The organism is Embleya sp. L77 (genome assembly GCF_055557415.1).
The window spans coordinates 707,377-733,666 of sequence record NZ_CM145709.1 but is presented as its reverse complement, the minus strand read 5'-3'; the positions used below and the strand labels follow the sequence as shown (position 1 = coordinate 733,666).

Here is a 26,290-nt window from a genome sequence, read left to right as displayed (position 1 = left end):
GGGCAGTTGCCCTCCATGCTCCCGTGCGAAGCCGACATTGGGAACCCGACGCAGATGAACACGGGGCGACGGGTTGCGCCGCGCCGTCATCGGGCATCCGGTGGTTCGGTGTGCCCCGGGGTCGCGGTCAGCGCGTCCAGGTGGGCGGCGACGATCGAGCGCATCCGGTCCGAGCCGACCAGGGTGGGGCGCATCGCGGCGTGGATCGCGAGGCCGTCGAGGAGGGCGTGCGGCCGGTCGGTTTCCGGGTCGAGCGCGGGCTCGGGCGTGCCGGCCGGGAGCAGGGCACGGATCGGACCGGCGCAGCCCGAACGCAGCGTCCGCCGGGCATGTTCAAGACGGTGCCGACGGTGTGGACCGGGAACGCCCGGGTGCATGTGTGGGCCCACCACGCGTTCGCGCGGCACACCCTCGCGGACACCCCGCACGTCGTGCACCTGTTCCGCGTCGAATGAGGTTGGGTGGGCGCCGGGGCGCGGTGAGAATGGCCGGATGGGCGCACCGATCGAAGCGATGGACCGCAATCTCGCCGAGCACGCATGCCACGCGCACCGGAGCACCCCCGGGATGCGGGTGGACGAGGACGACGGCGTGGTCGTCGCGGACAGCGGCCTGGGGCACGACTCGTACAACATCGTCGCGGGCGCGCGGCTGACCGCCGAGACGGTGGGGCCGGTCGTCGAGCGCACGATGCGTCGGGTCGCGGCGACCGGGCGGCCGTTCTCGTGGTGGGTCACGCAGGGGTCGCGGCCGACGGATCTGGCCGAGCACCTGGTGGCGCACGGCCTGCCGGTCGGCGACACCGAGGTGGCGATGTGGACACGGTGGAGTCGGACCACGTCCGCCGAGGCCGCGCTCCCGGCCGGGTTGCGGATCGAGCCGGTGCGCACGCGCGCGGGGATCCTCGACTTCGCCGGGGTGCTCGCCGAGCTCTGGACGCCGTCCGCGCAGGACGTCGTACGGTTCGCCGAACTGACCGCGGAGGCCGCGCTCGGGTCCGCCGCGCGCTACCTGGTGGGGTACGTAGCGGATCGACCGGTGGCCACCGCCGAGGTGTTCCTGCACGCCGGTGTCGCGGGTGTGTACAACATCGCGACGCTTGCCGCGCACCGGCAGCGCGGATACGGCGCGGCCCTGACCCGGGCCGCGCTGGACACGGCGGTCGACGAGGGGCACCCCGTCGCGGTGTTGCAGGCCTCGGCGGCGGGTGAGCCCGTGTACCGGAAGCTGGGCTTCGAGGTACTCGGGCCGGTCACCGAGCATGCGTTCCCCGGGAGCGGGACCGGGGCGAACGCGGAGGGTGGGCAGGCTACTTGAGCAGTTCCGGGTGCAGCGCCTCGACCATCCGGCGCATGCCGTCCCGCCAGTGCACGGTGGTGCGGCCGGTGATCTCGTGCATCCGGGTCAGGTCCAGCGTGACCGAGTCGATGGTCGTGTCCGTGGGGTTGAACTCGGGCGTGACGCCGGTGAGTTCGGCCAGATAGCCGCACCACTCCTCGATGCTCACCGGGTCGCTGCCACCCCAGTTGACCGTGGTGACCTCGGGTGTGGCCGCGGCGAACAGGGCGGGGAGGGTGCCGGCGATGTCGTCCACGTGGATCGGGTGGTAGATGCTCGGCGCGTTGGTGTGCACGTCGATCGGCGCGCCACCGAGCATCATCTCCAGGTGGATCCCGGGCCAGCCGCCGTTGTCGCCGTAGGGCACCGACAGGCGCGCGATGGTGGTCGGCAGCGCGAAGCGGCGGGCACCCCAGCGGGCGGCGCCCTCGGCCGCGATCTTGCAGATGCTGTACGTCTCCAGGAACGACCACACGCCGTGGTTGTCGCCGAGCGACGCGCTCTCGGCGAGCTCCTTGTGGCCGGCGGGCTGGTACACCGCCGTGGAGGAGCAGTGCAGGAACGCCCGGGCGGCTTGGTGGTGTTCCATCAGGGACAGGACGCCTCCCGCATTCGCGTCCAGGTCCACGTTCCAGTCGCCGTTCTTGGCGACGGCGAAGTTGACCACGTAATCGGCGTCGGCGGGCAGCGCCGCGACATCGCCGGCGGCCAGGTCGATCCGAACGCACGTGACGCCTGCGGCCTCCAGGCGCTCGCGGGCCTCGTCGTCGTGGAAACGGGCTGCGCCGTACACGTCGTTGTCCCGGGCGAGGATCTTGGCGACCGGTTCGGCGACTTGGCCGGTGACTCCGGTGACGACGATCTTGGCGCCTGTGAGGGTCGATGCCATGGGGTCCTCCGTGCGGGTTCGCTGCGCTTTGCTGGTGGGATTTTTGGTGGTTTTTGGCGGGTTGGTGCGGTCTGGGGGTGGAGGCTTTTTTGTCCTCAAGCGCCGGACGGACTGGATTGGGGCTGGGGCCGGGTGCATGGGTTGCCGTTGGGGTTGTCCTGCGGACGGCTGTCCTCAAGCGCCGGACGGGCTGGGTTTGGTTGGTGGGCTTGGTGGGTTGGGTTGCGGTTGGGGTTGTCGTGCGGACGGCTGTCCTCAAGCGCCGGACGGGCTGGATTGGGGTTGGGTGGCCGGGTGCGTCGGTTGCCGTTGGGGTTGTCCTGCGGACGGTTGTCCTCAAGCGCCGGACGGGCTGATTGGGGTCGAGGTGCGGTTGGGGTGTTGTGTGGACGGCTGTCCTTGAGTGCCGGATGGGCTGGTTGGGTGGGGGTTGGGTCGTGGGTGTGGGCGCACGTTAGTGCAGGATGCGATTGGGGGGAAGGGAAGGGAGAGGGGGTTCCCTTATGTGGGGGTGCGGGGGGAACGGGGGGTGGCCGGCGGGCGTCTTCGGTGGCGGGGGATCGACGTTCGGGGGCAGCCATGGGTGTGACGGGGTACTGCCGACTGTGTGGGACTTCGGTTGCGGACGAGTGCCACGGGTATTGCGTAGGGCCGCTGTGCGGAGCCGATCTGGCCGGGCAGCGGGTCGGGGATCCGGCGCTCGCGGTGCAGGTCGGATTCGAGCGGGCGCGGGTGGCGGCGGCCCCCGGGGACGTGGTCGAGGCGCGGTTGGTGGTGCGTAATCGCGGGGGTGCGGCCGAGCGGTTCCGGGTCCGGGTGTTCGACGCGGAGCGGGTCGTGGTGGTGGAGCCGGAGCCGGGTGTGCCGATCGGACCGGGGGCGCAGGTGGTGTGGACCGTGCGCTATCGGGTGCCGCGCGAGATGGGCCCGGTGGGTGCGGGAGCCCCCGGCGGGCCGGGGCTGCTGTATCACGCGGCGGTGCGGGCCGAGGCGGTGCGCGATCGGCGAGTGGGTGCGGCGGCGGTGCTGGATGTGCGGATCCGCGGCGGTACCGACCGGGCCGACCCGGAGTCGAGCGGTGCGCCGCGCTTCAGCGCGTCCAGTCGGGGGCGTACCGCTCGACCAGACGCTGCCACGCGGGGACGCCGCCCTTGAGCGGCCAGGCCCGGGTGAGGCCGTAGCCCTCGCGCAACCGGTGCAGGTCCCGGGCGAGTTGCCGGCCCGCGTCGCGTACCGCGTTCCCGACGGCGCCTTCGGGAACACCGGCGATCGCGGCCATGCGCTGCTCGTACCCGCCCACCGGGCCTGCCACGTAGGCGTCGTGTTCCGTCGGGCGGGAGAGCACCAGCAGCGGCGGCACCCGGCCCTCGGCGAGCGACGCGGCGAGCCGGTCGTGGCCGTCGAGGACCACGTGCGTCTGGAACATGCTGATCCACCAGACCAGGACCGGGGGCAGCGAGCCGTCCCGGACCTGCTTGCGATACGCCTTGACTCGTCCGTGCTCGGCCGACGCGAGCGGACGCAGCGGCAGGATCTCCCAGTAGTGGTAGGTGTGTGCGTTGAAGTCGATGTGCCCCTCGGGCCACGTGGGCAGCGTCGGCAGGGCGAACTCCGGGAAGCGCAGCCGGGTGCGATCCATGTCCCGCGACAGCAGCCACCCACCGCCGTACAGCGGCCCGGTCCGGCTCAGCTCGTCCGCCATGCGATGTGCCCAACGGGCATACCAGGAAGGGTCGTTCGGGGCGCCCAGGGCGCGTGCCTCGGCGGCGCGCAGCGGGGCGAGCGGGGAGCGGTACGGGGTGGGACAGCGGTAGTCCACGCCGTACCAGTCGGGGTCGACCTCGGCGAGCAGCAGCGGTGGTGCGTCGGCGTCGGGAGTGCCCTCGGCCGAGGCGTCGACCAGTACGAATCTGCGGTTGTGCGCCGCCAGCAGGCGCAGCGACGGCCGCGCCGACTCGGGTACGTCCAGGCGCAGTGCATCCCAGTCGCCGCCCGGCCGGGTGAGATTCGTGCGGTCCATCCGGCGATCCTAGGGCTGCGGCCCCGGTCGGCCGGCAACATGTCCGGAATGAAGGCATCGCTGTGGTTCACCTGGACCCTGTCGGGTTCCGGCTGGGCCGACTGCACCATCGCCGACATCTCCGGGGAGGCGCATCTGGTCGTCTCCTACATCACCTATGCCCCCGAGGAGTTGATCGGCGCGGTGACCCGACTCGCGCTCGGCGAACCGGGCGACCACAAGGTGATGTTCGAGGCCGAACCGAACGGCTGTCTGTGGCACCTGAGTCCGGACGGCGATGCGGTGGACGTGCGGATCGTCGAATACGCCGACGCGTCCGTGCGCACCCGGCCCGGCGACGTGTTGTGGGAGGCCCGCCACCCGATCGAGCTGCTTGCGCGAAGCGTGCTGCGCGGCTTCGACCGGGTGGACTTCGACCTCGGCGAGGACGGCTGGTACGCCGACTGGCGACGGCCGTTCCCGCGCCGCGAGTTGGAGGCGCTGCGCACGGCGTGGCAGAAGCTGAGGATGTGAGCGGTTCGGGCGGCTGAAGCCGGTGTCCACCAGGATCAGCGGATGGCCGGGCGGCTTCGGGATGCGCCATCCGGGCCGTGTCGGGGTGATGCCGGCGGTGTCGGCGGCAGCGATTTTCGGCGTGCCTCGGTGTCGGGCGGATGGGTGGTGCGACGCTTGGGCGCATGACCGCACCTCGTGATCCATCCGTCCCGGACGTGACCATCCATACCGGCGGCTCGCTGTGGCCCACGCCGGGGCAGTTGCGTGCCGAACTGCCGGACGGGGCGCGGGAGGAGTTCGAGGACGAGTACGGCCGGGCGCTGGACCATGCGCGCGACGCGGGGGATCTGGCCCAGCTGGCGAGCGTGCTGATCCCGTGGCAGCGGCGGCTGGTCCACCACCGCAACGGGGACTACGAGGCCGTGTTGGAGCGGGCCCGGCGAATTCGGGACGGCGATCTGTCGGGGATCGTTCCGGCGCGGGTGGACCGGTTGTTCCGGGCGCAGCGGTGAACTATGGCGTCGAGTACCACGTCGAGGCCGAGGCGATCCGGCGCACCCTGCCGGCCACCGCGCGCCGGGCCTGGGCCGAACTGGAGCGGCGGTTGCGCAACGACCCGTGGAACGCGGGGGCGCGGATGAGCGGGGGCCTGAGGGACACGCTGGAGGCGGCGTTCGCGGCGCACGGGTTCGCCACGTACATCGTGCAGGAGAACCGGGTGATGGTGAGCGTGATCAACCTGGTGTGGATCGGGTGAGGGCGGACCGGGACGGGCCCGCTCGGTTCGGTCCGCTCGGTCCGGTCGGTTCGGCTCGGGCCGTTCGTTTCGGTTCGGTCGGCTCGGTCGGCTCGGTTCGGCTCAGTCGGTCGTGAGCGTGAAGTGGTGGGTGGGGAAGGTCAGCGGGATGTCGGTCGGGCCGGTGGGGCAGGTCGCGTGCAGGGTGCCGGTCGGGGTCAGGTCGAGGGTGCCGGTGCGGAAGGACCTGGGGACCTGGAACGCGAGTTCGACCGAGGCGAGGTAGGGATTGGGCTGCGGGGAGGCGTTCAGGACCGGGACGCGGCGGCCGTCCGGGAGGCGCAGCACCACCTCGTCGGCGAGCTTTTGGCCGTAGGCGAAGGTGCAATCCGATGCGCCGCCGGCAGCGGTCGTGCGCAGTTCGGCGTGCAGGCCGATCAGGACGAACGTCGCACCCTGTGGGGCGGTGCCCACCTGCGGCAGGCGATCGGTGACCCGGGGCCGTTCGGGCGCGGTGGTCACGCCGACGGCCAACTCGAAGGCGACCGGCCGGTCCTGCCAGCCGGCCGTGGCGGACACGACGCCGTCCGTATACCCGGTGATCTCCCGATCCTGCGCCGCGGCCGCGGTGTCGCCGCAGGCCGCGCAGCCCGCGGCGGCGAGCAGGGCGAGGACGGTCGGCGGTAGCGCGCCACGCCGCACGGGCATGTTCCGCCGTGGCCTGGGCACGTACTCGCCTCCTCGATCCCGGTTGCCGCGCCCATGCAACCAGGGGTTCGGCCCCGGGGACAGCTCTGCGGGTGGATCGGCGGGAAGTCCCTCACCACCGACGCGGCCGGTGGGCCGTGCGGCCGGACCCCGGTCGGCGCAGGCTGTGGGCGGGGCGTCGGGGTGGCGGATTCCGGGTGTCATATCGTCTGGAAACCGCCGGTCACAGCGCCGCGGGAACGGGAACGGGAGAAAACGAACGATGACGGAGCACGAATTGCTGGCCGAACGGTTCGAGGAGAACCGGAGCCACCTGCGGGCGGTGGCGTATCGCATGCTCGGCTCGCTCAGCGAGGCCGAGGACGCGGTCCAGGAGGCCTGGCTGCGCCTGGATCGCTCCGACATCAGCGATGTGCACAACCTCGGCGGCTGGCTGACCACGGTGGTCGGGCGGGTGTGCCTGGACATGCTGCGCTCGCGCAAGTCCCGGCGCGAGGACATGTGGGACACCCACGTGCCGGACCCGATCCTCTCCCGCGCGGACGGGGCCGATCCCGAGGAACTCGCGGTACTCGCCGACTCCGTCGGATTGGCCATGCTGGTCGTGCTGGACACCCTTCCGCCCGCCGAACGACTCGCCTTCGTGCTGCACGACATGTTCGCGATGCCGTTCGACGACATCGCGCCGATCGTGGACAAGTCGACCGCGGCGACCCGGCAACTCGCCAGCCGGGCCCGGCGCAAGGTACAGGGGGCCTCGGCCGCGCCCGAGCCGGATCTGCCCCGCCAGCGCCGGGTCGTGGACGCGTTCCTCGCCGCCTCCCGGGGCGGCGACTTCCAGGCGCTGCTGGACCTGCTCGACCCCGACGTGCTGCTCCGCGCCGACACCGGTGGCGGCCCGATCGGCGTGTCGCAACTGGTCCGCGGTGCCCGCGCGGTGGTCGAGCAGGCGCTGAGCTTCGCCCGCTTCGCGCAGTACGCCCGGCCCGTGCTGATCAACGGCGCCCCGGGCCTGCTGAACGCGCCGGGTGGTCGCGCGTTCGGGGTGATGGACTTCACCATCGTCGGCGACAAGATCGTCGAGATCAACATCCTCGCCGACCCCGCCCGCCTGGCTCGGCCCGAGAATCAGGACCTGGTCGGTCCGACCGGGCCGGTCGACCCGGAGCTCGCGAAGCTGCTGGGGTTGCCCACGGACTGAACCGGGGCGGCTGCGCGGAATGCCGATGCCGGCGCGGGCGCGCGCCGGCGCTGACACCGGCGCCGGCGCCGGCACCGACGCGGGCGCGTCGGTGCCGGCTTCGGCTTCGATGGGCCTGCTCCGGGTTGCCCGGGTGCCTCGACGGCGTGACGCCGTGGCGGGGCGGGGTGGGGCGGGTGGGTCGAGTCGACCGGCCGGCGGTGCTCGGGTTGTAGGGATCGCCCGGGGTGGTCGGAGCGCTACGAGGGTGTGCCCGGGGTGACCAGGCCGCTCTCGTAGGCGAAGACCACTGCCTGGGCGCGGTCGCGCAGGTCGAGCTTGTCCAGGATGCGGCTCACGTGGGTCTTCACCGTCTGCTCGGCGAGTACGAGATGGGCGGCGATCTCGCCGTTGGAGCGGCCCTGTGCGATCAGCCCGAGGACCTCGGTCTCGCGCGGGGTGAGGGTGCCCAGGCGGGTCGAACCCGCGCGGGTGATCGGCCGGTTGCGGGCGAAATCGGCGATCAGCCGGCGGGTGATCGAGGGCGCGAGCAGTGCGTCGCCGGCCGCGACGATGCGGACCGCGGCGATCAGGTCGGCCGGCGAGGCGTCCTTGAGCAGGAATCCGCTCGCGCCCGCGCGCAGCGCCTCGTACACGTAGTCGTCGATGTCGAACGTGGTCAGCATCAACACCTTCGGCACCCGGTCGAACCCGCCCTTCTCGCCGAGCAGTTCGCGGGTCGCGGCCAGGCCGTCCAGGATCGGCATGCGAACGTCCATCAGGACCACGTCGGGCCGAGCCTCCCGGGTCAGCCGCACGGCCTCGCGGCCGTCGGCCGCCTCGCCGACCACCTCCAGATCCGGCTGCGCCGCGAGCAGTGCGGCGAAGCCGGCGCGGATCATTGCCTGGTCGTCGGCGATCACTAGGGTGGTCATGCCGCTCCGGGGGTGGTCGGGGCCGGTGTTGCGTCGGCCGGTGGTAGGGGAAGCATGGCAGCGACCCGGAAGCCGCCGTCGGGCAGCGCCTCGGTGTGCAACTCGCCGGCCAGCATCGCGACCCGCTCGCGCATGCCGATCAGACCCTGGCCGGTGCCGGTGCCGGTCGGTTCGGAGCCTGCGGTGCGGTCGTGGGCCTCGACGGGTCTGCGGAGGGCTGCTGTGGCGCCTGCGGCTTTTGCCGTTCCCGGTGCTCCAGGCGTTCTGGGCGTTCCCGGTGCTCCGGGCGTTCCGAGCGTTCTGGGCGTTCCGGGTGCTTCGGGGGCGGAGTTCAGGACGGTGATCCGCAGCGCCGAGGTGTCCCCGGTCACGGTGACCCTTACCGCTGCGCCCGGTGCGTGTCGGACCACGTTGCTCAGCGACTCCTGGACCAGCCGGTACGCGGAGAGCTGCACCCCCACCGGTACCCGGTCGGGTGTGGGCACGCTGTCCGCGACGGACAGGTGTGCGTCGAGGCCGGCCCGGTGCGCGGTCTCGATCAGTACGGGCAGTTCGGCCAGGCCCGGTTGTGGGCTGTGCTCGGCGTCGGCGTCCGCGTCCTGACGCAGCACGTGCAGCAGGCGGCGCATCTCGGTGAGCGAGCGGCGCGCCTCGGCCGCGATCGAGCCGAACTCGTCGACGGCGGCGGGCGGAAGGTCGGCGATCCGGTACGGCGCGCTGTCCGCCTGCACGGTGATCACCGACATGTGATGGGCCACCACGTCGTGCAACTCGCGGGCGATCCTGGTGCGTTCCTCCAGGAGGGTACGCCGGGCGTGTTCGGCCTGGCCGATCTCCTCGACCACGACCAGGCGGCGCTGGGCGGCACTTCGGCTGCCGATCGCCTCGGCGGTGAGCGGGGCCAGCGCGGACAGGATCGTGATCGGCAACAGATCACTGAGCCGGACTGGGCCACGGATCAGCACCAGGGTCGTGCCGGCCGCGAGCAGGATCAGCCACAACGCGACCAATACGCGGCGCGGCGCCCGCAGCGCGATCACGGTCAGCACCACGACCAGGGACATCACCGTGGTCACCGCCCACGGCCACGGCTCGGCGTCGGACACCGGGTGGGTCGGCACCGCCGTCGCGATCGCCGCGGCCAGGGCCAACCACCAGGCTCCCAGCGGGCGATACAGGCACAGCAGGACCGGGACCGCGCGGGCGAGGGCGGCGACGGTCACGCCGGGGCCGTGCGGCTCGTAGTGCTGGTACAGGTCGAACCACCCGGCCACGGCGACCGCCAGCGCGGTCAGCGACAACACCAACGTCGTGCGGCGGGTGTGCGGCAGCGGGGCCACCGAGTTCGGCGACATCGCCTCGCGCAGCGTGGCCAGGACGATCGAGGGTCGAACGGTCTCCACGGTTGGTGATGGTATGCCCGGAGGGCCCGATTGACCGGGCCGGGCAAGGGTGGTGGTCATTGCGCTCTCCGGGGTGGGGCGAACGGGCATACGGGTACCGGCGTACCGGCGTACCGGCGGGTACGGGCGTACGGGTGGCGGATGTGCGGATGCGCGGATCAGGCCGACGGGGCGAACGCGCGGCGGGCCGACCTCGCCTGTACGTCGGTGAGCACCTTGATCAGGCACAGGCACACCGCGAAGAAGGCGAGCCCGCCGATCGAGTGCACGGCCCAGACCCCGGCCAGGGTCGGTCCGCCCCACGCGTCGGAATAGTCGGTGTTGCCGTACCAGATCGGGTAGGTCAGGTTGCGGAGCGTGTTGCCGTACGCGTAGCCGGCCAGGACCAGCGTCGGGATGCCGAGTGCGGTGTCGGGCAGGGCGTGGCGCAGCACCCGCGGTGCACCGGGGGCGTCCCGACCGGCGGCCTCGCCCAAACCCGGATCCAGGAACCGGCGCGCCGCCGCGAGTCGGAGTCGGGCCGCGCGGGACGACCGGCCGGTGAGCACGAGGCCGATGCTCAGCAGGCCCAGCGGGAGCGTGATCAGCGCGTATGCCGAGCGTCGAGCGGCCTCGCGCACCGAAGTCGGCGCGAATCGGCGCAGTGCGGGGTGGGCACGACGGGCGCGGGAGCGGGTGGGGACGTGGCGGGCGGTGGTGAGCGTCATGGCGGGTCCTTGGGGTGTGCCCACGATTACGCGGTCGCGGTGCGTGGCGCGCGAACGCTCGCGGCTGGTGCTCGGTGCTCGGTGCCTGGATCGGCGCCGTTTTCCCAAGGTAGGAGCCGAGTCGGCGGCGGGCATCACACTGCGGCGCCAACTCCGGAGTGATACCGCAGTAGGGGGTCGGAGCGCGGCGGATGCGGGGCCGGGGAGGTGCGGTGGGTCGCCCGGCGACGACGCGAGGGTCGATGTGCGGCGCCGGTCGGCGGTCGCCGTGCGGTCGGGCGCGTGGAGCGGGAGGCGGGCGTACACACTGATCGCGTCGCCGCCGCAGGGTCTGATTCGGGCCGGGGTGAGGCAGCCGGCGACGTGAAGCGGGTCGGCGGGCAGCCGGGCTGTACGGGCAGGTGCGTCGCCGCAGGAGGACCGGCCCACGGGGAGGCTTCGGTGCGTTGCCCGCGGCCACACCGTGCGTGCCGACGCGGTGGGAGCACTTCGCGTTGCTACGGGCGGGACGGGACGGGGCTGGGCTGGGTCGGGCGGGGCGGCCGGGCCGTCGCAACGCGGGCGCGGCATGGCGGGAAGCCTCGACATTCACGTCGGGGAGGAGTGGCGACGTATCCGGGACCTACGCACGCACCGGAGGGCGGACCGGAAGCGCGGTGAGCGGGTCGGTCCGGCTCGGGGCCGGGCAATCGGCGCACACGCCCGGCGCCTCGGGCGTCGGGCCTCGGGACGACCGCCGGGAATCGTCGGCCGAATGCCGAACGCCGAACGGTCAGGACGAGTGCGTCTGCGCCTCGGCGTCCTTCTTGGCGTAGTGCTCGCGCTCGCGCCGGTCCGCACGCAGGATGCCGCGGATCACGAACGTGAAGCCGACCGCGACCACGACGAAAGGGGTGAGTTCGGCGAGGGCGCCGAGGGCGTTCAACACGATGACTCCCAAAAGTGGTGCAGCCGCGCGACCGTGCCACCGGCCGAACCGGTCGCACGAACCGCGGTTGGCTCGCTCCGCCGTTCGTCCTCCGAGCGGCGGCACAACACTACCGCCCGTGCCGACGTCAACCGTCGGCGACCACGGGTGGGGCGTGGAGTTGCCGATCGCGGGTCGTCGGTCGTAGGTGGTGCGTGGCGGGTCGTGGTTCGTCGGTCACGGTGCGGGTCGGTTCGCGTCGGGAGGGCCGGATGGGCGGGCGGTGCTGTGCTTGACTGGCTGCCATGTCGCTGGGACTGATCGTCGTCTATACGTCGCGGCTCGATGCGTGCCGCGACTTCTACGCATCGCTCGGCCTCGATCTCGTCCGCGAGCGCCATGGGACCGGCCCCGAGCACTACGCGGCGACCCTTGCCGACGGTGTCGTGGTGGAGCTGTATCCGGCGCGGCCCGATCGGCTCACCGGATATCTGCGACTCGGCCTGACCCTGAAGACCTCGCCGCTTCCGGCGGGGCGGCACCGGCTGACCGACCCGGACGGGCGGGCGGTCGATGTCTCGGTGATCGGCGGGTGAACCGGTTGCCGCCCTTCCTGTCGCGTCGCCCGGGCGGGGGTGTGGTCAGCGGGGGCCGCCGGCGGCTTCGGTGAAGCGGCGGAGGTCTTCGACGTGGGCGCCCCAGCCGTCGCGGTGTGCGGCGGCGAGGTTCGGGCCGTCCGCGAGGCGGTTCCAGCCGGTCTCGCGGACCCGGAGTTGGGTGCCCGGGCGGGCCCGGGTCAGCTCGATGGTCACCGTCGTGGACACCGCCCAGTCGTCGTCGGCCCAGGTGAACCGCAGCAGCCGGCACGGGTCGAGCGCCTCCACTCGACCGGTGGTCAGTCGGGCCTCGCCGTCGGCCCCGCTCCAGCGCTCGGACAGCCGGCCGTTCACCCGCGCGTCCAGGTCCAGGTAGCTCCACCACAAGGCGCGCGTGTCCGCGTCCACGAGGGCATGCCAGACCGCCTCGGCGGGCGCGGCGATCACGACACTGACCTCGACGAGCGGTTCGCGAACCATGGACCAACGGTAGATCTCGCGAACGCCCACGTCAGCCTGCCAACGGTTCGCGAACGGTTCGCTGAAGGTCAAGTTTGCGCCGTACGCGCGCCGTGTGCGCCTCCGCGGCCGGGTGGTGCGGTCGGGACGGGGGCGGTACCGGATGCGGAGGCGATTGTTTGCGGCAATTCATGGGCTTTGTCGGAAATATGAATCGGCTTGAAACGTAGGTCACCGGCACGTCCGGCGTGGGCCGATGCGTCCGCCTGTGATTCGTCGATTGGCGATCACTCCGGATGGGGAACGCACAGCCACGAATGCGTACTCCGCATCGCCGCCACCGGGAGGAATCCGCCCATGCCCCACCCGCCGATCGCAGCTCTGCGAAGCGCGTTCACCGCGTCCGCCAAACCGGGCAGCCAGGACTGGCCCACCCTCGCCGACTTCACCGTGTTCGCCGCCGCCGGCCGCACATGCGGCCGGGCCCCGCTGATCGGGCTGCCCGGTTGGACCTGCGACGACGCCGCGCGCGTGCTGGCCCTGGCCGAACTGGCGACGCGCACCCCCGAGGACGACCTGTCCGCCCACCTGCGCACCCTGTACTGGCGCGGCGACGCCCACGAACGCCGGGCCGTGCTGCGCGCGTTGCCCTACCTCTCGGTCGCCCAACGGGACCCGGCGCTGGCCACCGCCCTGGTCGAGGACGCACTCCGCACCGGCGACCCCCACCTGATCGCCGCCGCCCGTTTCGCCGACTTCACCTCCGCCTCCGCCACCACCGACCCCGACTAGTCGGCGCAAGCCCCCCGAAAACCACCGCACGCCGCTCGACCCCGACGCCGGCCACCCCACCACCCGGGGTGGCCGAGATCGCCGCGGTGCGCTGCGCTCGGCACGGTCTTGTCGGTTCGTTGCGTCGTCCCGCCGCGTTCGTCGCGTCCTGCCCGTTGTGCCCACCGAACGCGGGTCCGTGGCCGGTGTGTTGCAGGGACCCGGGGGCTTGTGGGGTGGGGACGGTGGGCAGGCTGGGGTGGGGCGAGGTTGGGAGACGGGATGCGGCGTAGGAAGGCGTTGGCGGTGCTGGCGGCTCCGGCGTTGGTGGGCCTGGGGGCGGGTAGCGCGCGAGCGCAGCCGGCGGCGGAGCGTATTGCCGGCGCCCTGGGCGGCGACCTCGAGGTGCGTGGGCGCGAGCACGGCCCGGAGTGGACCCGGACGCGGCTGGAAGTGCGGGACGCGGCCGTGCCGTTGGTGGTGGACGTGGTCGCGGACACCCGACATCTGCCGCGCCGGCTCGTCTATCTGCTCCCGGGCGGCGGCCTCGACTTCTCCTCGAACTTCTTCACCCCCACCGCCCACAACCTCACCCACCACCTGCGCGAACGCGGCTATCTCGTGATCGGCATCTCACCGCGCGAGAACGACGCGGCGCCCGCCGACCTCACCGCCGCATGGGGCCTGGCCGCGCACAAGCGGGACGCGCACAAGGTCATCGACGCGGTCGACTCGGCGCTGCGGGTGCCCTACGAACTGCTCGGCCACTCCGCGGGCGCCGCGCTCGCGCTCGACCTCGCCGCGGACCGGCCGGCCAGGCTGCGGCGGGTGATGGTGCTGGATACGACCGGGCCGTACGAGGGCGACCTGGCGGTCCGCGCCGCCCGGACCAGGGCCGCGCTCGATCGGCAGCTCGCCGCCGGCACGTACGCGAACGACCCGGGCCTCAAGGGCCTGCTCGCGCGGGCGGTCGGCGATCCGGATGGGGCCTCGGCCGTGCCGCGACCGGTCGATCCGAACACGAGGTTCACCAACGCGGCACTCGCGCATTTTGCGCTGATCCATACGAGCAGCCTGCCGGGACTGACCAACTGGGTCTATGAACAGGGCTTCGCCGCAGGGACTTTCGCCTTCGGCGCGACGCCGGCCGAGGACCGGTTCAGCCTGGCGCACGGTCCGCTGTCGGTGTGGGCCGAGGCCACCGCGCGCTTCGGCGGTGGCCTGATCCCGACCGCGCTGCTCCGCGACCTGACCGCGATCTGGGCCGGCGAGGAGTCGGTCTACCGGATCGACTGGTCGGCCATCGACGCCGAGGTGACCTGGGTGAACACGGCCCTGGGCCGCGGCAACCACCCGCTCGGCGCCGACCTGATCCGGGCCGGCGGCAACCCGAAGGTGAGCTACACCGTCGTCCCGGACTACGGCCACGGCGACGCGACATGGAGCACCACGGCCGACGCGGACGTGTGGCGACACCTGGTCTGATCGGGCCGAAGCGGGTCGGGCCGAAGGCCGCCCTCGCTTCGGCGACCCCCGCGCCGCGCCTCAGTCCGTCGTGAGTTCGTCCAAGGCCGTGGACAACGACGTGCACAGGGACTCGGCCAACTCCGCCGGCAGGCCGGTGTCGGCGACGGCGCTGACGTACAGGGTGTCCTCGAAGGTGGCGAGGAACATCCCGAACGGCATGCCTCGGGGCAGGCCGCCGAAGGGGACCGCGCCGATCAGCGGCGAGCCGCGGAATGCGTACGGTCGGCGCAGCCACCGGTGGATCGGGCCCGCCGTCAGATCGACCTGCCACGGTGACGTCGCCGCCCGCGCGTGCCAACGCGGCCCGGAAGCCGGGTGCGCCGCCCGGATCGCCTCCGTGACCAGGGCCAGGCGTCGTGCGGGATCCGCCTGGTCGCACGGCAGCCGCACCCGGGTGGGCCGGGCGTGTGCGCCCGGTTCCGCCGCGCCGGAAGGGGTCGGTACGAGCGCCCAGACCGGTCGTGGCCCGCGCCGCCACGGGACGCCCGCGCAGTCTCGCAGCGCGCCCGCGAGCGCGGCGAGGAACAGCGCGTCCGGGTCGGCCCCCGCCGGATGCAGCCGCTCGGCGTCCATGCCCAGCCAGGCCAGGCGCCGCGTGCCGGTCAACCCCCGGGTGGCGAACGGCCGGGTGGCCGGCGGGAGCAGGCGCCGTACGCGGGCGCACGCGCCCGGATCGCCGACCGCCGCCGGGTGGGCCGGCGCGGCGTCGATCGGCTCCACGCCGAACAGCCGCCGACTCACCTCGACCACCGACGCGCCGTCCAGCAGGGTGGGGTGCGCCTTGACGATCACCGCCCATTCGTCGTGCGCGTGGCCGTGTACGAGCCGGGCCTCCCACAGCGGCCGATCCCGCGGCAGCCAGGCCGCGAGCGCTTCGTCCACGGCGGTATCGAGGCGATCCGGGCCGATCGGGTGCACGTGTACGTGCCGGGCCGGATCCAGCGGGCCGCGTCGGCGATGGCCGCCGTCCGTGCGGTACGCGAGCGTGGGCACGCGCCACAACCGCGCCGCCACCGCCTCGCGCAGATCCTCGACGGTCGGCGCGAGGCCGCGAAAGCGCAACACGCAGCCGAGTTCGACCGACCCGGCCCGCTCCGCCCGACCGTGCTCGGGGTGCGGGTGCCGCTGCGCGCCGGCCCGCCGCCCGCTGCGACCCGGCCGGACGCAGTCCACCAGGTAATCCCGATCGATCCCGACGGCCGAGCGCGGCTCACCGAGCAGCGCCCGCACACCCGAGTCGTCATAGCTGCGACGGTGCGTCAGATACGGCATGAACGCGGCGTGCGCCTCCGCGAGCCGCTCCACGCTGGTCGGCCCGGCGGGCGGCTCGGCCACGAACCGCAGCCTGACCGGCAGGAATTCGGCCAACACCTCGCGCACGACCTCGATCGGCACGTCGTGCGGATGCCGTACGTGGTAGACGTCCACACCGCCCGATCCGGCGAGGTCGGCGAGCCTGGTCATCACCCGAGCCGCCTCGTGCACCGGCACGAAGTTGAGCCGGCCCTCCGGCGCCGAGGTCAGGCGCAGGACCGGCCGGATCCGCCGCGGCAACCGCGCCGCCCAGCCCAGCGCCGCGCAACCGCCGGTCGCCTCGGCTCGTTCGACCATGTATCGCAGCGCATTTCCCGGCATGCCGGGCCGGTCGGAGACCAGCGTGGTCGGCCGCAGGATCATCGCCGCCCGGCCCGATCGTGCGGCCCAGTCCCGGACGAGCACCTCGGCCTCGTACCGGGATCGCTCGTAGTCGTTCTCGAATCCGCCCGAGTCGTCCGGCAGTTCCTCTTTCACCGTGCCGTCGCGCCGGGAACCGGCCACATACGCGGTGCTGATGTGCAACATGCGCGGCCGACGCCGGCCGACCTCGGCCAACTCCAGGAGATGCCGGGTGCCTTCGACGTTGACCGGACGCAGCTCGGCCAACGTGGCGTCGATTCGGCGATCGCCGGCGCAGTGCCAGATCACATCGATCGAATCGGCCAGCGAGGTGAAGTCCGATCGGGACAGGCCCAGTCGCGGCTGCGTCAGATCGGTCTCGACGATCCGCAGCCGTTCGGGGAGTCGCCGCACCAACTCGTCCGGAGCGGCGGTGACTTCCAGAAAGGCCCGAATCCGGTCGATCGCGCCGCGCGAGCCCGCGTGCGAGAGCACGGTGATCGTGCGATGTCGGTCGAGTAGTTCGCGGAGCAGATGGAGACCGAGGAATCCGGTGGCTCCGGTGATGGCGACGCGCATGGCTCAGCAAACTCCTTGCAGGTTCTTCCGAATGGCCTGACGGGGCGTCATGTCCAACGTGTCGACGCGCGGCGAGTCGGGCCCGATGGCGCGCTGCGCCGGGGCATGCGTGGTCAATGTCTTCCCTGGGACGAGTGGGTTTCGTCAGGACGCTAGTCGCCGAACGGTCGGCACCCGGGCGGTATTGGGCCAACCGATGTCGGCGTCACCCGATCGGGTTCGCGGTCGCGGTCGCGGTCGCGAACCCGGTCGCGGATGCGGTCGCGAGGAGGCCGGTGCCGCGCCCGGCGGCGTGCGTTCCCGCGGCGCGTCGAGGAGGCATCGCACCGGAACACCGCGACGGAACAAACGTCGCGGCACACGGCGCGCCGGTTCGGGCCCGGTCGAGGTGGTGACCGGGAACCAACGATTGTGCCTCGATCGGGCTGCCGATACCCCCGAAAGAAGCTTTCTGGACTGTTTTCGCTCGATGACACCACCTGGTGGGTCTACGGTCTGGAGCGGGACGAGCGCCCGGGTCCGCCCGCGGCGCACCAGGACCAGGGGGCATACGCAGATGGACACTTCCCAGGCCGGGGCCACGGTGGCCGCGGTGGGATCGATGGCATACGGAAGCCACTGTTGCTTCGTGTCGGCCGACGAGGAGATCGTCCGGCTCGCGGTGCACAGCTACGTTCGGGACGGCCTGTCCGCCGACGACCGAGTGCTGTGTCTGCTCGGCCGGCGCGACCGGACCTGGCTGATGAGTACGCTCTCCGAAGGACCCACATGGCCGGCCGAACGCGAGGCCGACGGCTCGCTCGTGGTCGTCGACGTCGGCCGAACGCCGCTGTGGGAGGGCGAGTTCTCGCCCGAGGGGATGGCGAAGACGTTCTTCACGGCGGTGGAGCAGGCACTTGCGGACGGCTTTCGGGGCCTGCGGGTGTGCGGCGACATGACCTGGGGCCCGGCGGGCGGCGTCGCGTACGACGAACTGCACGAGTTCGAACGACTCGCGGGCCTGGGCCTGCCCGGCCGTCAGGCGATGGGCTTTTGCCTGTACGATCCGCGCGAGTTCAGCTCCGTCCAGGTCGACGCCCAGGAACGATTGCACCCGATCGTCGCGGGCACCGGGCGCGCTCGTCCGCCCAGCCTCCAGGTCGCCGACACGACCAGGGGTCTGCGACTGATCGGCGAGGCCGACGTGGCGACCCGGGCGCTGTTGGAGGATGCGCTGCGGCGGGCCACGGCGGCGCAGTCGGGACGTGATCTGGTGGTCGACCTGTCCGCGCTGGAGTTCGCCGACCTGTGCGCGATGGAATCGTTGTACCGGACCGCCGCCGCGCTGAGCCCGGACCGGCGGTTGGTGCTGCGCGCTCCGGGGCCGGCCGTACGCAAGGTGCTCGACCTGCTCGGCTGGAGCGGCACCGGTGGCTTGATCGTGGACGGGGACCGTCCGTCCGGGGAGCGTAGTGGGGGAGCGCAGTGACCGGCCCGAAGCACGATCACGCCCGCGCCTGTACCGGCGGCGGTCCGGTAGAGGTGTTGCCCTTCGGTGCTTCGGACCTGTGCCTGGTGCGCGCGGTGGTGCGCCGGCACGCCGACGCGGTCGGCCTGGCCGACGACCGACCCGACTGTCTGGTCCTGGCGGTGCACGAGATCGCCGCGTGTGCGGTCACGAGCGGCTCGAAGCCCGCCCTGCTGCGCTGTGTGCCCCGCATGGGCCGGGTGGTGTGTGAGATCCACGCGAGTAGCGACGAGTACAACGGCTGCCGACGGCGGGCCTTCCCGAGACTGACCGACAAACACGAGACCCCCGGCCGCGGGCTGTGGATCGCCCGCGCGTTGTGCGACGAGGTCGAAGTGGCGGAGTGCGCCGAGGGCGTGGTGGTCCGGATGACGATGCACCTGACCGCGTCGACGCCCGCGACCCCGGCCGAGCCGGCCGGGCGACCGCAGGGCGAGGAAGCCTGTGGCAGCGCCGGGACGGGAGCCGAGCGCCCCTGACGGCCGGCGGGATCGGCTGGGGCGGACCGGCCCGATGTGACACCGTCGGGCACGGTGACCGATGAAGAGATGTCGAGACGGGCCGTGACCTCCGGCGCGGCGGCCATGGTGGGTGCGCAGCGCACGGCGATCTTCGAGGCGGTACGCGCGGACCGGGACGGACCGGTGACCGGGCTGCTGCTCGCCCTCGCCGACGCGGGAGCGGCCGAGGAGCGGGTGCGCGCGATCGAACTGCTCTGTGCGCTGGCTGAGTTCGGCCGGGCCTGGCCGATCGTCGGCGAGCGCGCCGCAGCGTACGTGGTGGACCCGGAGCCGAGTGTGCGGGTCGCGGCGGCGGACCTGTTCGTGGCGACGCAGGACGCCGAGACGGTGTCGGCGCGGTTGCCGGACCTGGCCGATCCGGACGTGCGGGTGGCGGGCGTGACGGCCCTGCTCGGGCGAGCCGGTGCGTTCGAGGACGTGCTCACGCAGCTGCTGGAGGACGGCGATCCGGCGGTGCGGGTGGTGGCCGCGCTGGGGCTGCTGGGCGTGGAAGGCCTGCCGTGGGCATGGCTACAGGCGCTGAACGAGGCGATCTCGGCCGATCTGCCGGCGGCGGTGCGTCGAGTCGGGCCCGGCGCCCGATCCTGGGGCTCGACCTGGGCATGGCGATTGGCTCGCAACGATCACGAGGACGCGTGCCACCGCATCGTGCGACTGCTGCTCGCAGCCGAGTACCCGGGTGTGCGGTGGGTCGGGCTGGACATGGCGGCGGCGGCGATTCGGTGGTGGCGTACCGGACCGGGCGAACTGCTGCCCGCCCTGGCCGAGGTCGCGGCCGGCTCGGATCCGGCGCTGCGTGCGGAGACGCTGCGGGTGTTGCGGCTGTCCGTCGACCTGTGGCGGGCGGCGGTCGAGCTGTGGGCGGCGCATGCGGACGGCCTCGGAGAGGCATGGTCGGGCGAACCGGGCGCGCCGGCACCGGTCGAGGCGGTGCTGCCGGAGTTGGACGCGGTCTTCGCAGCCCGACGGCCGCCCGATGGGCGAGCGGACGTCGACGCGTGGTTGGCGGAACAGCCGGTCGACGTGGTCGAGTCCCGGCGCCGGGTGGGCCGAGCACTGATCGGACTGATGGCGTGCGGTGGGTTGACCGAGCGTCAGGGTCGGCAGGCGATGGCTCTGTTCGAGCCCGAGTCGGTGCTCAAGTACGAGTTGGCGGGCGTGGTTTGGCGACACCGTGGTGTCACGGATGCCGGCTTCGCCGATCGGCTCGTCGCCGAATTGTCGGCCGTTGCCGGGGATCGGTACGTCGGCGCACACGCGCTGCCGGTGCCGGCGGACATGGGGCGGCATGCGGCCGGTGCGTTGCCGCGGCTGACCGCGTTGATCGAGGACCGGCGTCGACTTCCGGTCAACGAAAGCACGGAGTGGGCCGAGATTCGGTTCGACGAAACCCGGCGGGCCCAACTGGTCGTTGTCCGTGATCGGATCGCCGCCGACATCCCGTAGGGTCCTTCCGGACGCCAACGCGTTCGGACATCCGTACGAAGTCGGATGCGGACAAGGGGAGATGGGCATGCCGATAGGCAGGGTCGCCGTGGTCGGCGGAAGTATCACGGGCTGCGCCTTCGCACTGGCGGCGGCGCGGGGCGGGGCCGAGGTCACCGTGTACGAGCGCACCACCGGCGAACTCGCCGACCGGGGCGTGGGCATCGCGTTGCACGTCGACCGCTATGTGGAGCTGGAGGCGGCCGGTTACATCGACGACAGCACCCCGTGGCGCAACGTTGTCGGGCGCAAGTGGCTCGTCGACGACGGGAGTTCACCGCGAGGCCGGTTGCTCTGGGACCAGTCGGCCGCATTCCGGATGTACAACTGGGGCCAGTTGTGGCAGGGGTTGCGCCGCCGGGTGCCGGCCGAGGTGGACTACCGCGGCGGCACGCCCGTCACCCTGGGCGAGGACGGCGAGGTGGTGCTGCCGGACGGCACCCGGGAGCACTACGACGTGGTGGTCGGCGCGGACGGGTACGGCTCCGCCGTGCGTACCGCGCTGTTCCCGGACGCGGTGCCGCAATACGCGGGCTACACGATGTGGCGCGGGAGTTGTGCGTGGGAGCACGAGCCGATGGACCACCTGATCTCGGTCTGCATACCGAACGGCCAGGGCGTGATGTACCGCATTCCGGGCAGCGAGGGCGACCGGATGTCGTGGGGCCTGTACAGCGCCGTGGGCGGCACGGACAACCCGCGTCCGGCGCTGCTGGAACTGGCCCGCACGTACTTCCCGCCGTTCTGGGCCGACCTGGTGATCGCCACGCCCGAGAGCGAGACGTTGATTCAGCCGATCAACGACCTGGTGGTGGACGCCTATACGAGCGGGCGTGCGCTGGTCGCCGGTGACGCGGCGGCGATCGCCCGCCCGCACGTGGCCAGTGGCGCGGTCAAGGGCATCCAGGACGCGGTGGCCTTCGAGACCGCGTGCCGGGAGGTGGGACGGGACGGTTCGTGGGACGACGTGCTGGCGCGCTACCGGGCGGAGCGGCAACCGGCGGGCGCGGACCTGGTCCGGGTGGCCCGGGCGATGGGCTACGCGATGGTCGAGGACACCCCGGACTGGACCGTCATGACGGCGGAGCACATGGTCGACTGGTGGGCGGCCCAGCACGCGGACGACGGCTTCGGCGGTCACGCGCTGGGCGCCTCGATCGGTGGTCGGTGACCCGGCGGCTTGGTGCGAGGGGCCGGCCGTCGGGTGGCGGCGGACTCAGCCCCGGTCGGCGATGTGCATGTTGATGTTGAGCACGTAGCCGTTGGGGTCGCGGACGAAGAAGCGGCGCACACCCCACGCCTCGTCGGTGATCGGGTAGACGATCTCGTAGCCCCGATCGCGCGCCTGGGCATAGGCCGCGTCGACGTCCTCGACCTCGATCGACATCGCTGTGCGGCCGGACTGGGCGTCCCAGTCGCAGTCGTCGGTGACCACGATCACCTGCGCGGTCGGGTTGCTCGGCGAGCGGAACATCAGGAACCCGGGCTCGTCCATGCCCGGCTCGAAGCCGAGGAAGTCCTGATAGAAGTCCCGATTGGGGCCGAGGTCGGTGGCGGAGACGCTGGGTACGACGCGGCGGATCTTCATACGGCCACAGTAGGCACGCGGACCGACATCCACGGTAGGCACGCGGACCGACATCGCCCGGGCAGCCGGGCGATGTCGGTCGGTCGGAGTGTCGCGCGCGGTCGCGCTTCGCTCAGGGTGGGTCCGGAGGGCCGGTGCCGTCCGACGGTGCGCGGGTGCGTGCGCACCGGTTGCGATGGCGCCCCGCCGAAGGGGGCGACCACAAGGAGCCGAAGAGGGCGGCTAAAAGGGACGGAACGGAGGTACCGGACTACCCGGCACGCGGGACCGCCGGGCGTCGGACGGCCCGCCGATCGGCATGGACGGGCGGGCCGCTCGGGGCGTTCTCAGTCCTTGGGGATGTAGACGACGCATGTCGAGAATGCGTTGTCGCGGACGCATCCGAAGAGCTGGTTCCAGCGACTGCTGTTGTCGCCGGACGCCTTGGCCAACGTGTCGGCGCACGATTGGTCGGAGAGGCCCCACAGGGACCCGTCCGGCCAGCCGGCCTGATTCGTTCGGTTCTCGATTGTCGTGAGGCAGGCCGCCGGCGGATCGTACTTCTTGACCTCCGTCAAGAATTTCAGATATTCGGGATTCTGTGCTGCGTTGGTCAATGCATTCAGCTTCTTCTGTGCGGCCTGCCGATCCTGCGGCGACGCCTTCGGATTCTGGAGGGTTGCCGCCGCTTGGTTGGCCTCTTGGCTGATCTGCTCGATGACCTGTTTGATCCTGTTCTGGTCCGGCGGTTTCGTCGGTGCCGTTATCGGATTCAGGCTGGCCAGGAATCCGGCGGCGGAAAACTGGGTGAGCTTCATGACGATCGCCCGATCCGCCACGGTCACTTTCGGATCCTGAATGAACGCCAGACGGAAGGCAAAATGCGTGGCGATGGCAGAGAAAGTGTCACGGTTCGCGGGGATCGTCCTCGGATCGAAGACTATCGCGTATGCCGCGCCGATTGCCTGCGTGATCTGCGTGTATGCGGCCCGATCCTGCGGAGACGTGTTCGGATCCTGGATCGCCTTGAGCGTATCGCCGATAACCTGTGCGTCTCGCAGTCGCTGATCCCGGACGGCAGCCGGTACGTTCGGATCCCGGCTACTCACCACGACATTGCCGAGCGTGGAAGCGAGTTTCGCGTACGCATCCCGGTCCGCTGCTGAAGCATTCGGGTTCCGGCTCAGTTTCAGCGCTTCGTTGAGCCCGTCCACGGCACTCTCGTACCTGGCCCTATCGGCCGGAGTGGTCGTCGGGTCGTTGATCGCTTCGAGAGCCTTGTTCAGCCCGTCTCTGATCTTCTTCTTCTCCTCCTCCGGAATGTTCAACGCCGCTATCTGAGCTTCGACCTCCTTCGGCGTGATTCCCGGCGCGAACTGCCGCGAGGACGGCGTCGGTCCTGTCGACGTGGGTGTGCTCGGGCCCCCGGAACCGGGCGTGCTCGGCTGCCCCGAACCCGGTGGACTCGACTCCTTCGTCTCGGACGGCGTGCCCGGCTTCGTGGGCTTGGAAGTGTCGGTCTGTTTCGGTCCGGACGTGTCCGGCGGCGGCTGTGGCGCCGGGGGAGTGGCCGTCGCGGGTACCGCGCTCCGAGCGCGAGCGAAAGCGGGGGGTGCCGCTTGGACGACGGCCGGTAGTGCGAGTGCGGTTGCCAGGCAGGACGTGCCGACGATGCGGGAGATCTGGTGCCGTGCGGTTTTGGACATGGGAGTTCCAAATGGCTCGGGACGGTGCTGCCTTGTCGTGTGTGGGCGTCGCCTGCGACGGCCCACGGTCACCGGAGACGAAGTGCTCAACGGTGGATACCCACGACAAGATCCACTCTTCGCTCCCTGGCGGCCCTCCGCAACCCACGCGCCGATCTCCGCGCCGATCTCCGCGCCGATACCGAGCGGCCTCGGCTTCGTGAAGGAGCACGCCTCCCCGATTCCCGCGGCGGCCGTGCCGAATGCCGTCCAGGCCACAACGTGCAGGCCACAACGTCCAGACCGCGGATGGATGGCACGTGTGAAAGAACCGCACGCCAGGGATATGCGCTCGAACGTGATCGGCCATGAACTCGACTTTGTTTCGGAACCGTCCGCCGCAACACGCTCACGCCGGCCTCCGCCGCCGACGAACTCGCGGTATTGCACACCCATTGGTCGTGTCGTGCCACCTGGCCCATCGGAAATATGCCCCCGCCCGTCGGCGCACCGTCGACGATCGGCGTCTCGGCGGTGGTCTCGGCTCCCATGGCCGTGATCGGGATTGCTTCGCGTGCCCGCACCCGTTCGGGTCAGGAACCGGCGCCGCGGTCCTCGAGATTCCAGCCGATCACCCGCTCGGGGTGGATCCGCAGTACCTCGTTGCTGAAGAACCCCACGGCCAGCGGCGGTTCGTGGTCGCGCAGCAACTCGGCGCGGCCGCGGATCTCCACGCCGCGCCCCCAGCCCGGCTTGTACGCCCCCGGCTCGTCCGGCGTCATGTCGTCCACGACGAACGCCACGGCCGAATTGCGCTCCGCGTTGCGCCACTTTTGGCTCGCGCTGAGCTTGGGCCCGCCGATGTCGACGGTCCCGTCCTCGTTGAGCCGGAAGCCGACGGGCCGCACCTGCGGCTCGCCATCGGGTCCCACGGTTGCCAATCGCCCCAGGCCCTGGCCGAGCAGGTACGCCCGTTCGATCTCGGTGTACGTCGCCATGTCCGCCGCGCTCCGTCCGTGTCCGCCGTGCCATCCGAGTCCGCCCCGGACGCTCGTCTCGAACCCGGAAACTAGAACTTCAAGCGCACTTGATGTCAAGGATCGACGTTGCCACCGGGCATGGCGAAGCCATCCGAGCCGGTTTCTTCCCGGCGTCACCCGATTGGCGCCGCCACCGAACATGGTCGAATGGCGCCGGGATCAATCCCGTTCCCGCACGGCCCGGATCACGTGGCGGGCGTTGTCGGCCATCGACCGGTTCGTGGTGCGGTAGTACGGCAGTGCGATCACGGCCTGGGAGAGGGTACGGCCCCGGCCGCGGCGCCAGGTCGCGTCGTCCACGCCGAGTGCCGCGCGGAAGACCTGCCGTGCCCCGGCCGGCAGCAGATTCCAAGCCGGGAACAGATCGCACGCCGGATCACCAACGCCCATGCACCCGAAGTCGATCACCGAGGTCAGCCGGCCGGTACCGTCCACCAAAAGATTGCCCGGCATCAGATCGGCGTGCAGCCACAGCGGCGGCCCGTCCCAGGCGGGGGCCCGGAGGGCGTCCTCCCAGACGGCGATCAAGTCGTCGCAGTCGATGCCCTCCTCCGGAATGGCGCGCAACTCCTCGATCGCCGCCCGGGTCGAGGCATCGAGCCGGGCGAGCGGCCCACCCCGATAGGCGGGCGGCGCGTCCGGCAGGTCGACGGCCCGCATCGCCGCCACGAAGCGGGCAAGATCCTCGGCGAGCGCCATGGGCTCCGCCAACGCCCCGGCCTCGGGATTCCCGCCCGCCTGCCACCGGTACACCGACCACGGCCACGGATACCCCTCGGCGGGCTCGCCGACCCCGAGCATCTCGGGAACGCCGGTGGGCAGCAGCGGCGCGAGTCGAGGCAGCCACTCCCGCTCCAGCGCCACGTCCTCGGCCCCGCTCCTGCCCAGCGGGAGCCGTACGACCATGTCGTCCCCGAGCCGGTATATCGCGTTGACCGTGCCCCCCGAGGGAAACCGCCGCACCGCCGCCCCGGCCCACTTCGGAAACCGCCCGGCCATCAACCGCCGCACGAGCTCCTCGTCGATGGGATGCAAATCGGGATGCATCGGAACCGCACTCATGAGTTGCCATCCGACCTTCGGATGTCGGCGGCGTCAAGCACATTTCCGACCCACTCCCGCGCACGCACGGGCCACAACGCACAGCTTCGGCCGTCGCCTCGGCCGCAGCAACGGCATAGCGGAACCAGAGATCGCATACGCGAAAGTCGAATGATCGCGCCGACGCCTGTCGGGAAGCGGTAGTGGCACACGTCGTCGAGCCTGCCGTCGAGCAGCCGGTCACGCCCGTCGCGGAACACACACCGCCGGGCCGTTGGCCTGCGGTGCCCCCATGGCTCACGCCAGGACGAAGGCGAGCGTTTGAGTGACCACTGCGGCAAGCGTGACGCCGGCGGCGAAGGTGGTTCCTGCTCGCATGAGAGCAGTGGGGTAGGTGGCGCCATCGAGACGGGCGAGCACGCCGGCGGCTACTGCGGCAAGCAGCGCGAACGCAACAACGAGAGCAACGGCGACGAGAACGAGTGCAAGGTGGGTCACGGTAACCTCCCAGGGAGGGGCGGGACTTGACGAACTCATC

29 protein-coding genes are annotated in these 26,290 nt (G+C 71.7%); 14 read left to right on the top strand and 15 right to left on the bottom strand.

The window, feature by feature from the left end; genetic code table 11:
• Positions 1–86: 86 nt before the first annotated feature.
• A complete protein-coding gene (locus ACZOOI_RS03070; protein WP_465281102.1) occupies positions 87–293 on the bottom strand; it encodes a TetR family transcriptional regulator C-terminal domain-containing protein in 207 nt (68 codons plus the stop codon).
• Here ACZOOI_RS03070 and ACZOOI_RS03065 point away from each other — a divergent pair.
• On the top strand, positions 201–455 hold the full coding sequence (locus tag ACZOOI_RS03065) for a hypothetical protein (protein ID WP_465281341.1): 255 nt from the start codon (positions 201–203) through the stop codon (positions 453–455). The two genes, ACZOOI_RS03070 and ACZOOI_RS03065, sit on opposite strands and share 93 nt — an antisense overlap.
• Before the next feature lie 37 nt (positions 456–492).
• Complete coding sequence (locus ACZOOI_RS03060; RefSeq protein WP_465279284.1) at positions 493–1,317, top strand: GNAT family N-acetyltransferase; 825 nt, start codon at positions 493–495, stop codon at positions 1,315–1,317.
• Here the strand turns inward: ACZOOI_RS03060 and ACZOOI_RS03055 are convergent.
• Positions 1,310–2,227 (bottom strand): NAD-dependent epimerase/dehydratase family protein, encoded by a 918-nt coding sequence (locus ACZOOI_RS03055; protein WP_465279283.1) that lies wholly within the window; start codon positions 2,225–2,227, stop codon positions 1,310–1,312. The genes ACZOOI_RS03060 and ACZOOI_RS03055 overlap by 8 nt on opposite strands.
• A gap of 579 nt (positions 2,228–2,806) precedes the next feature.
• Between ACZOOI_RS03055 and ACZOOI_RS03050 the strand changes: the two genes are divergently transcribed.
• Positions 2,807–3,382, top strand: coding sequence for a hypothetical protein (locus tag ACZOOI_RS03050; protein ID WP_465279282.1), 576 nt, complete (start codon positions 2,807–2,809; stop codon positions 3,380–3,382).
• Here ACZOOI_RS03050 and ACZOOI_RS03045 read toward each other — a convergent pair.
• A complete protein-coding gene (locus ACZOOI_RS03045) occupies positions 3,318–4,247 on the bottom strand; it encodes a hypothetical protein (protein WP_465279281.1) in 930 nt (309 codons plus the stop codon). The genes ACZOOI_RS03050 and ACZOOI_RS03045 overlap by 65 nt on opposite strands.
• A 48-nt stretch (positions 4,248–4,295) precedes the next feature.
• On the opposite strand from ACZOOI_RS03045, the gene ACZOOI_RS03040 reads away from it, so the two are divergent.
• The 3 genes from ACZOOI_RS03040 (at position 4,296) to ACZOOI_RS03030 (ending at position 5,499) form a co-directional block, all read left to right on the top strand.
• On the top strand, positions 4,296–4,760 hold the full coding sequence (locus ACZOOI_RS03040; protein WP_465279280.1) for a hypothetical protein: 465 nt from the start codon (positions 4,296–4,298) through the stop codon (positions 4,758–4,760).
• Between the two features lie 164 nt (positions 4,761–4,924).
• Positions 4,925–5,254 carry a DUF6247 family protein gene (locus ACZOOI_RS03035; RefSeq protein ID WP_465279279.1) on the top strand — a complete coding sequence of 110 codons (330 nt, stop codon included), beginning with the start codon at positions 4,925–4,927 and terminating at the stop codon, positions 5,252–5,254.
• A complete protein-coding gene (locus ACZOOI_RS03030; RefSeq protein WP_391587489.1) occupies positions 5,251–5,499 on the top strand; it encodes a hypothetical protein in 249 nt (82 codons plus the stop codon). Before ACZOOI_RS03035 ends, ACZOOI_RS03030 begins: the two co-directional genes overlap by 4 nt.
• 102 nt (positions 5,500–5,601) lie before the next feature.
• Here the strand turns inward: ACZOOI_RS03030 and ACZOOI_RS03025 are convergent, their stop codons facing one another.
• Positions 5,602–6,207, bottom strand: coding sequence for a hypothetical protein (locus tag ACZOOI_RS03025; protein WP_465279278.1), 606 nt, complete (start codon positions 6,205–6,207; stop codon positions 5,602–5,604).
• A 241-nt stretch (positions 6,208–6,448) separates the two neighbouring features.
• On the opposite strand from ACZOOI_RS03025, the gene ACZOOI_RS03020 reads away from it, so the two are divergent.
• Positions 6,449–7,387, top strand: coding sequence for a sigma-70 family RNA polymerase sigma factor (locus ACZOOI_RS03020; protein ID WP_465279277.1), 939 nt, complete (start codon positions 6,449–6,451; stop codon positions 7,385–7,387).
• Positions 7,388–7,626: 239 nt separating this feature from the next.
• Here ACZOOI_RS03020 and ACZOOI_RS03015 read toward each other — a convergent pair whose 3' ends face one another.
• From ACZOOI_RS03015 to ACZOOI_RS03000, 4 genes are all read right to left on the bottom strand, one after another.
• Positions 7,627–8,301 carry a response regulator gene (locus ACZOOI_RS03015; RefSeq protein WP_465279276.1) on the bottom strand — a complete coding sequence of 225 codons (675 nt, stop codon included), beginning with the start codon at positions 8,299–8,301 and terminating at the stop codon, positions 7,627–7,629.
• Positions 8,298–9,704 carry a sensor histidine kinase gene (locus ACZOOI_RS03010; protein WP_465279275.1) on the bottom strand — a complete coding sequence of 469 codons (1,407 nt, stop codon included), beginning with the start codon at positions 9,702–9,704 and terminating at the stop codon, positions 8,298–8,300. Before ACZOOI_RS03010 ends, ACZOOI_RS03015 begins: the two co-directional genes overlap by 4 nt.
• A gap of 158 nt (positions 9,705–9,862) precedes the next feature.
• Complete coding sequence (locus tag ACZOOI_RS03005) at positions 9,863–10,411, bottom strand: hypothetical protein (RefSeq protein WP_465279274.1); 549 nt, start codon at positions 10,409–10,411, stop codon at positions 9,863–9,865.
• Positions 10,412–11,183: 772 nt separating this feature from the next.
• Positions 11,184–11,339: a hypothetical protein gene (locus ACZOOI_RS03000; RefSeq protein WP_391587483.1), complete on the bottom strand. Its 156-nt coding sequence runs from the start codon at positions 11,337–11,339 to the stop codon at positions 11,184–11,186.
• A 284-nt stretch (positions 11,340–11,623) separates the two neighbouring features.
• Between ACZOOI_RS03000 and ACZOOI_RS02995 the strand changes: the two genes are divergently transcribed.
• The gene (locus tag ACZOOI_RS02995) at positions 11,624–11,914 is read left to right on the top strand and encodes a VOC family protein (protein ID WP_465279273.1); all 291 of its coding nucleotides are present in this window, start codon (positions 11,624–11,626) and stop codon (positions 11,912–11,914) included.
• 45 nt (positions 11,915–11,959) lie between these two features.
• Here ACZOOI_RS02995 and ACZOOI_RS02990 read toward each other — a convergent pair whose 3' ends face one another.
• Entirely contained in the window at positions 11,960–12,394 is a 435-nt protein-coding gene (locus ACZOOI_RS02990) for an SRPBCC domain-containing protein (protein WP_396008617.1), read from the bottom strand.
• A gap of 336 nt (positions 12,395–12,730) precedes the next feature.
• On the opposite strand from ACZOOI_RS02990, the gene ACZOOI_RS02985 reads away from it, so the two are divergent.
• Entirely contained in the window at positions 12,731–13,165 is a 435-nt protein-coding gene (locus tag ACZOOI_RS02985) for an EboA domain-containing protein (RefSeq protein WP_465279272.1), read from the top strand.
• Positions 13,166–13,426: 261 nt separating this feature from the next.
• A complete protein-coding gene (locus ACZOOI_RS02980; RefSeq protein ID WP_465279271.1) occupies positions 13,427–14,629 on the top strand; it encodes an alpha/beta fold hydrolase in 1,203 nt (400 codons plus the stop codon).
• Between the two features lie 60 nt (positions 14,630–14,689).
• On the opposite strand, the gene ACZOOI_RS02975 is transcribed toward ACZOOI_RS02980, so the two are convergent.
• Positions 14,690–16,906 carry an SDR family oxidoreductase gene (locus ACZOOI_RS02975; protein ID WP_465279270.1) on the bottom strand — a complete coding sequence of 739 codons (2,217 nt, stop codon included), beginning with the start codon at positions 16,904–16,906 and terminating at the stop codon, positions 14,690–14,692.
• Positions 16,907–17,462: 556 nt separating this feature from the next.
• Here ACZOOI_RS02975 and ACZOOI_RS02970 point away from each other — a divergent pair.
• The 4 genes from ACZOOI_RS02970 (at position 17,463) to ACZOOI_RS02955 (ending at position 21,590) form a co-directional block, all read left to right on the top strand.
• Positions 17,463–18,374 (top strand): MEDS domain-containing protein, encoded by a 912-nt coding sequence (locus tag ACZOOI_RS02970; protein ID WP_465279269.1) that lies wholly within the window; start codon positions 17,463–17,465, stop codon positions 18,372–18,374.
• Positions 18,371–18,892, top strand: a complete 522-nt coding sequence (locus tag ACZOOI_RS02965) for an ATP-binding protein (protein ID WP_465279268.1) — start codon at positions 18,371–18,373, stop codon at positions 18,890–18,892. The genes ACZOOI_RS02970 and ACZOOI_RS02965 overlap by 4 nt, the downstream gene beginning before the upstream one ends.
• A gap of 69 nt (positions 18,893–18,961) precedes the next feature.
• Positions 18,962–20,380 (top strand): hypothetical protein, encoded by a 1,419-nt coding sequence (locus tag ACZOOI_RS02960; protein WP_465279267.1) that lies wholly within the window; start codon positions 18,962–18,964, stop codon positions 20,378–20,380.
• 67 nt (positions 20,381–20,447) lie between these two features.
• A complete protein-coding gene (locus ACZOOI_RS02955; RefSeq protein WP_465279266.1) occupies positions 20,448–21,590 on the top strand; it encodes an FAD-dependent monooxygenase in 1,143 nt (380 codons plus the stop codon).
• 45 nt (positions 21,591–21,635) lie between these two features.
• Here the strand turns inward: ACZOOI_RS02955 and ACZOOI_RS02950 are convergent, their stop codons facing one another.
• The 5 genes from ACZOOI_RS02950 to ACZOOI_RS02930 form a co-directional block, all read right to left on the bottom strand.
• On the bottom strand, positions 21,636–22,007 hold the full coding sequence (locus ACZOOI_RS02950; RefSeq protein ID WP_465279265.1) for a VOC family protein: 372 nt from the start codon (positions 22,005–22,007) through the stop codon (positions 21,636–21,638).
• A 326-nt stretch (positions 22,008–22,333) separates the two neighbouring features.
• Entirely contained in the window at positions 22,334–23,314 is a 981-nt protein-coding gene (locus tag ACZOOI_RS02945; protein ID WP_465279264.1) for a hypothetical protein, read from the bottom strand.
• A 950-nt stretch (positions 23,315–24,264) separates the two neighbouring features.
• Complete coding sequence (locus ACZOOI_RS02940; RefSeq protein ID WP_465279263.1) at positions 24,265–24,669, bottom strand: PPOX class F420-dependent oxidoreductase; 405 nt, start codon at positions 24,667–24,669, stop codon at positions 24,265–24,267.
• Positions 24,670–24,870: 201 nt separating this feature from the next.
• Complete coding sequence (locus ACZOOI_RS02935) at positions 24,871–25,773, bottom strand: aminoglycoside phosphotransferase family protein (RefSeq protein WP_465279262.1); 903 nt, start codon at positions 25,771–25,773, stop codon at positions 24,871–24,873.
• Between the two features lie 276 nt (positions 25,774–26,049).
• Positions 26,050–26,250: a hypothetical protein gene (locus ACZOOI_RS02930; protein ID WP_465279261.1), complete on the bottom strand. Its 201-nt coding sequence runs from the start codon at positions 26,248–26,250 to the stop codon at positions 26,050–26,052.
• Positions 26,251–26,290 lie beyond the last annotated feature (40 nt).

Coding starts and splice junctions, on each gene's coding strand:
- ACZOOI_RS03005 (WP_465279274.1), bottom strand. CDS start 10,411: ATGACGCTCACCACCGCCCGCCACGTCCCCACCCGCTCCCGCGCCCGT.
- ACZOOI_RS02975 (WP_465279270.1), bottom strand. CDS start 16,906: ATGCGCGTCGCCATCACCGGAGCCACCGGATTCCTCGGTCTCCATCTG.
- ACZOOI_RS02950 (WP_465279265.1), bottom strand. CDS start 22,007: ATGAAGATCCGCCGCGTCGTACCCAGCGTCTCCGCCACCGACCTCGGC.
- ACZOOI_RS03015 (WP_465279276.1), bottom strand. CDS start 8,301: ATGACCACCCTAGTGATCGCCGACGACCAGGCAATGATCCGCGCCGGC.
- ACZOOI_RS02955 (WP_465279266.1), top strand. CDS start 20,448: ATGCCGATAGGCAGGGTCGCCGTGGTCGGCGGAAGTATCACGGGCTGC.
- ACZOOI_RS02970 (WP_465279269.1), top strand. CDS start 17,463: ATGGACACTTCCCAGGCCGGGGCCACGGTGGCCGCGGTGGGATCGATG.
- ACZOOI_RS03040 (WP_465279280.1), top strand. CDS start 4,296: ATGAAGGCATCGCTGTGGTTCACCTGGACCCTGTCGGGTTCCGGCTGG.
- ACZOOI_RS02995 (WP_465279273.1), top strand. CDS start 11,624: ATGTCGCTGGGACTGATCGTCGTCTATACGTCGCGGCTCGATGCGTGC.
- ACZOOI_RS02960 (WP_465279267.1), top strand. CDS start 18,962: ATGTCGAGACGGGCCGTGACCTCCGGCGCGGCGGCCATGGTGGGTGCG.
- ACZOOI_RS03020 (WP_465279277.1), top strand. CDS start 6,449: ATGACGGAGCACGAATTGCTGGCCGAACGGTTCGAGGAGAACCGGAGC.
- ACZOOI_RS02990 (WP_396008617.1), bottom strand. CDS start 12,394: ATGGTTCGCGAACCGCTCGTCGAGGTCAGTGTCGTGATCGCCGCGCCC.
- ACZOOI_RS02980 (WP_465279271.1), top strand. CDS start 13,427: ATGCGGCGTAGGAAGGCGTTGGCGGTGCTGGCGGCTCCGGCGTTGGTG.
- ACZOOI_RS03035 (WP_465279279.1), top strand. CDS start 4,925: ATGACCGCACCTCGTGATCCATCCGTCCCGGACGTGACCATCCATACC.
- ACZOOI_RS02985 (WP_465279272.1), top strand. CDS start 12,731: ATGCCCCACCCGCCGATCGCAGCTCTGCGAAGCGCGTTCACCGCGTCC.
- ACZOOI_RS02935 (WP_465279262.1), bottom strand. CDS start 25,773: ATGAGTGCGGTTCCGATGCATCCCGATTTGCATCCCATCGACGAGGAG.
- ACZOOI_RS03055 (WP_465279283.1), bottom strand. CDS start 2,227: ATGGCATCGACCCTCACAGGCGCCAAGATCGTCGTCACCGGAGTCACC.
- ACZOOI_RS03060 (WP_465279284.1), top strand. CDS start 493: ATGGGCGCACCGATCGAAGCGATGGACCGCAATCTCGCCGAGCACGCA.
- ACZOOI_RS03045 (WP_465279281.1), bottom strand. CDS start 4,247: ATGGACCGCACGAATCTCACCCGGCCGGGCGGCGACTGGGATGCACTG.
- ACZOOI_RS03050 (WP_465279282.1), top strand. CDS start 2,807: ATGGGTGTGACGGGGTACTGCCGACTGTGTGGGACTTCGGTTGCGGAC.
- ACZOOI_RS02940 (WP_465279263.1), bottom strand. CDS start 24,669: ATGGCGACGTACACCGAGATCGAACGGGCGTACCTGCTCGGCCAGGGC.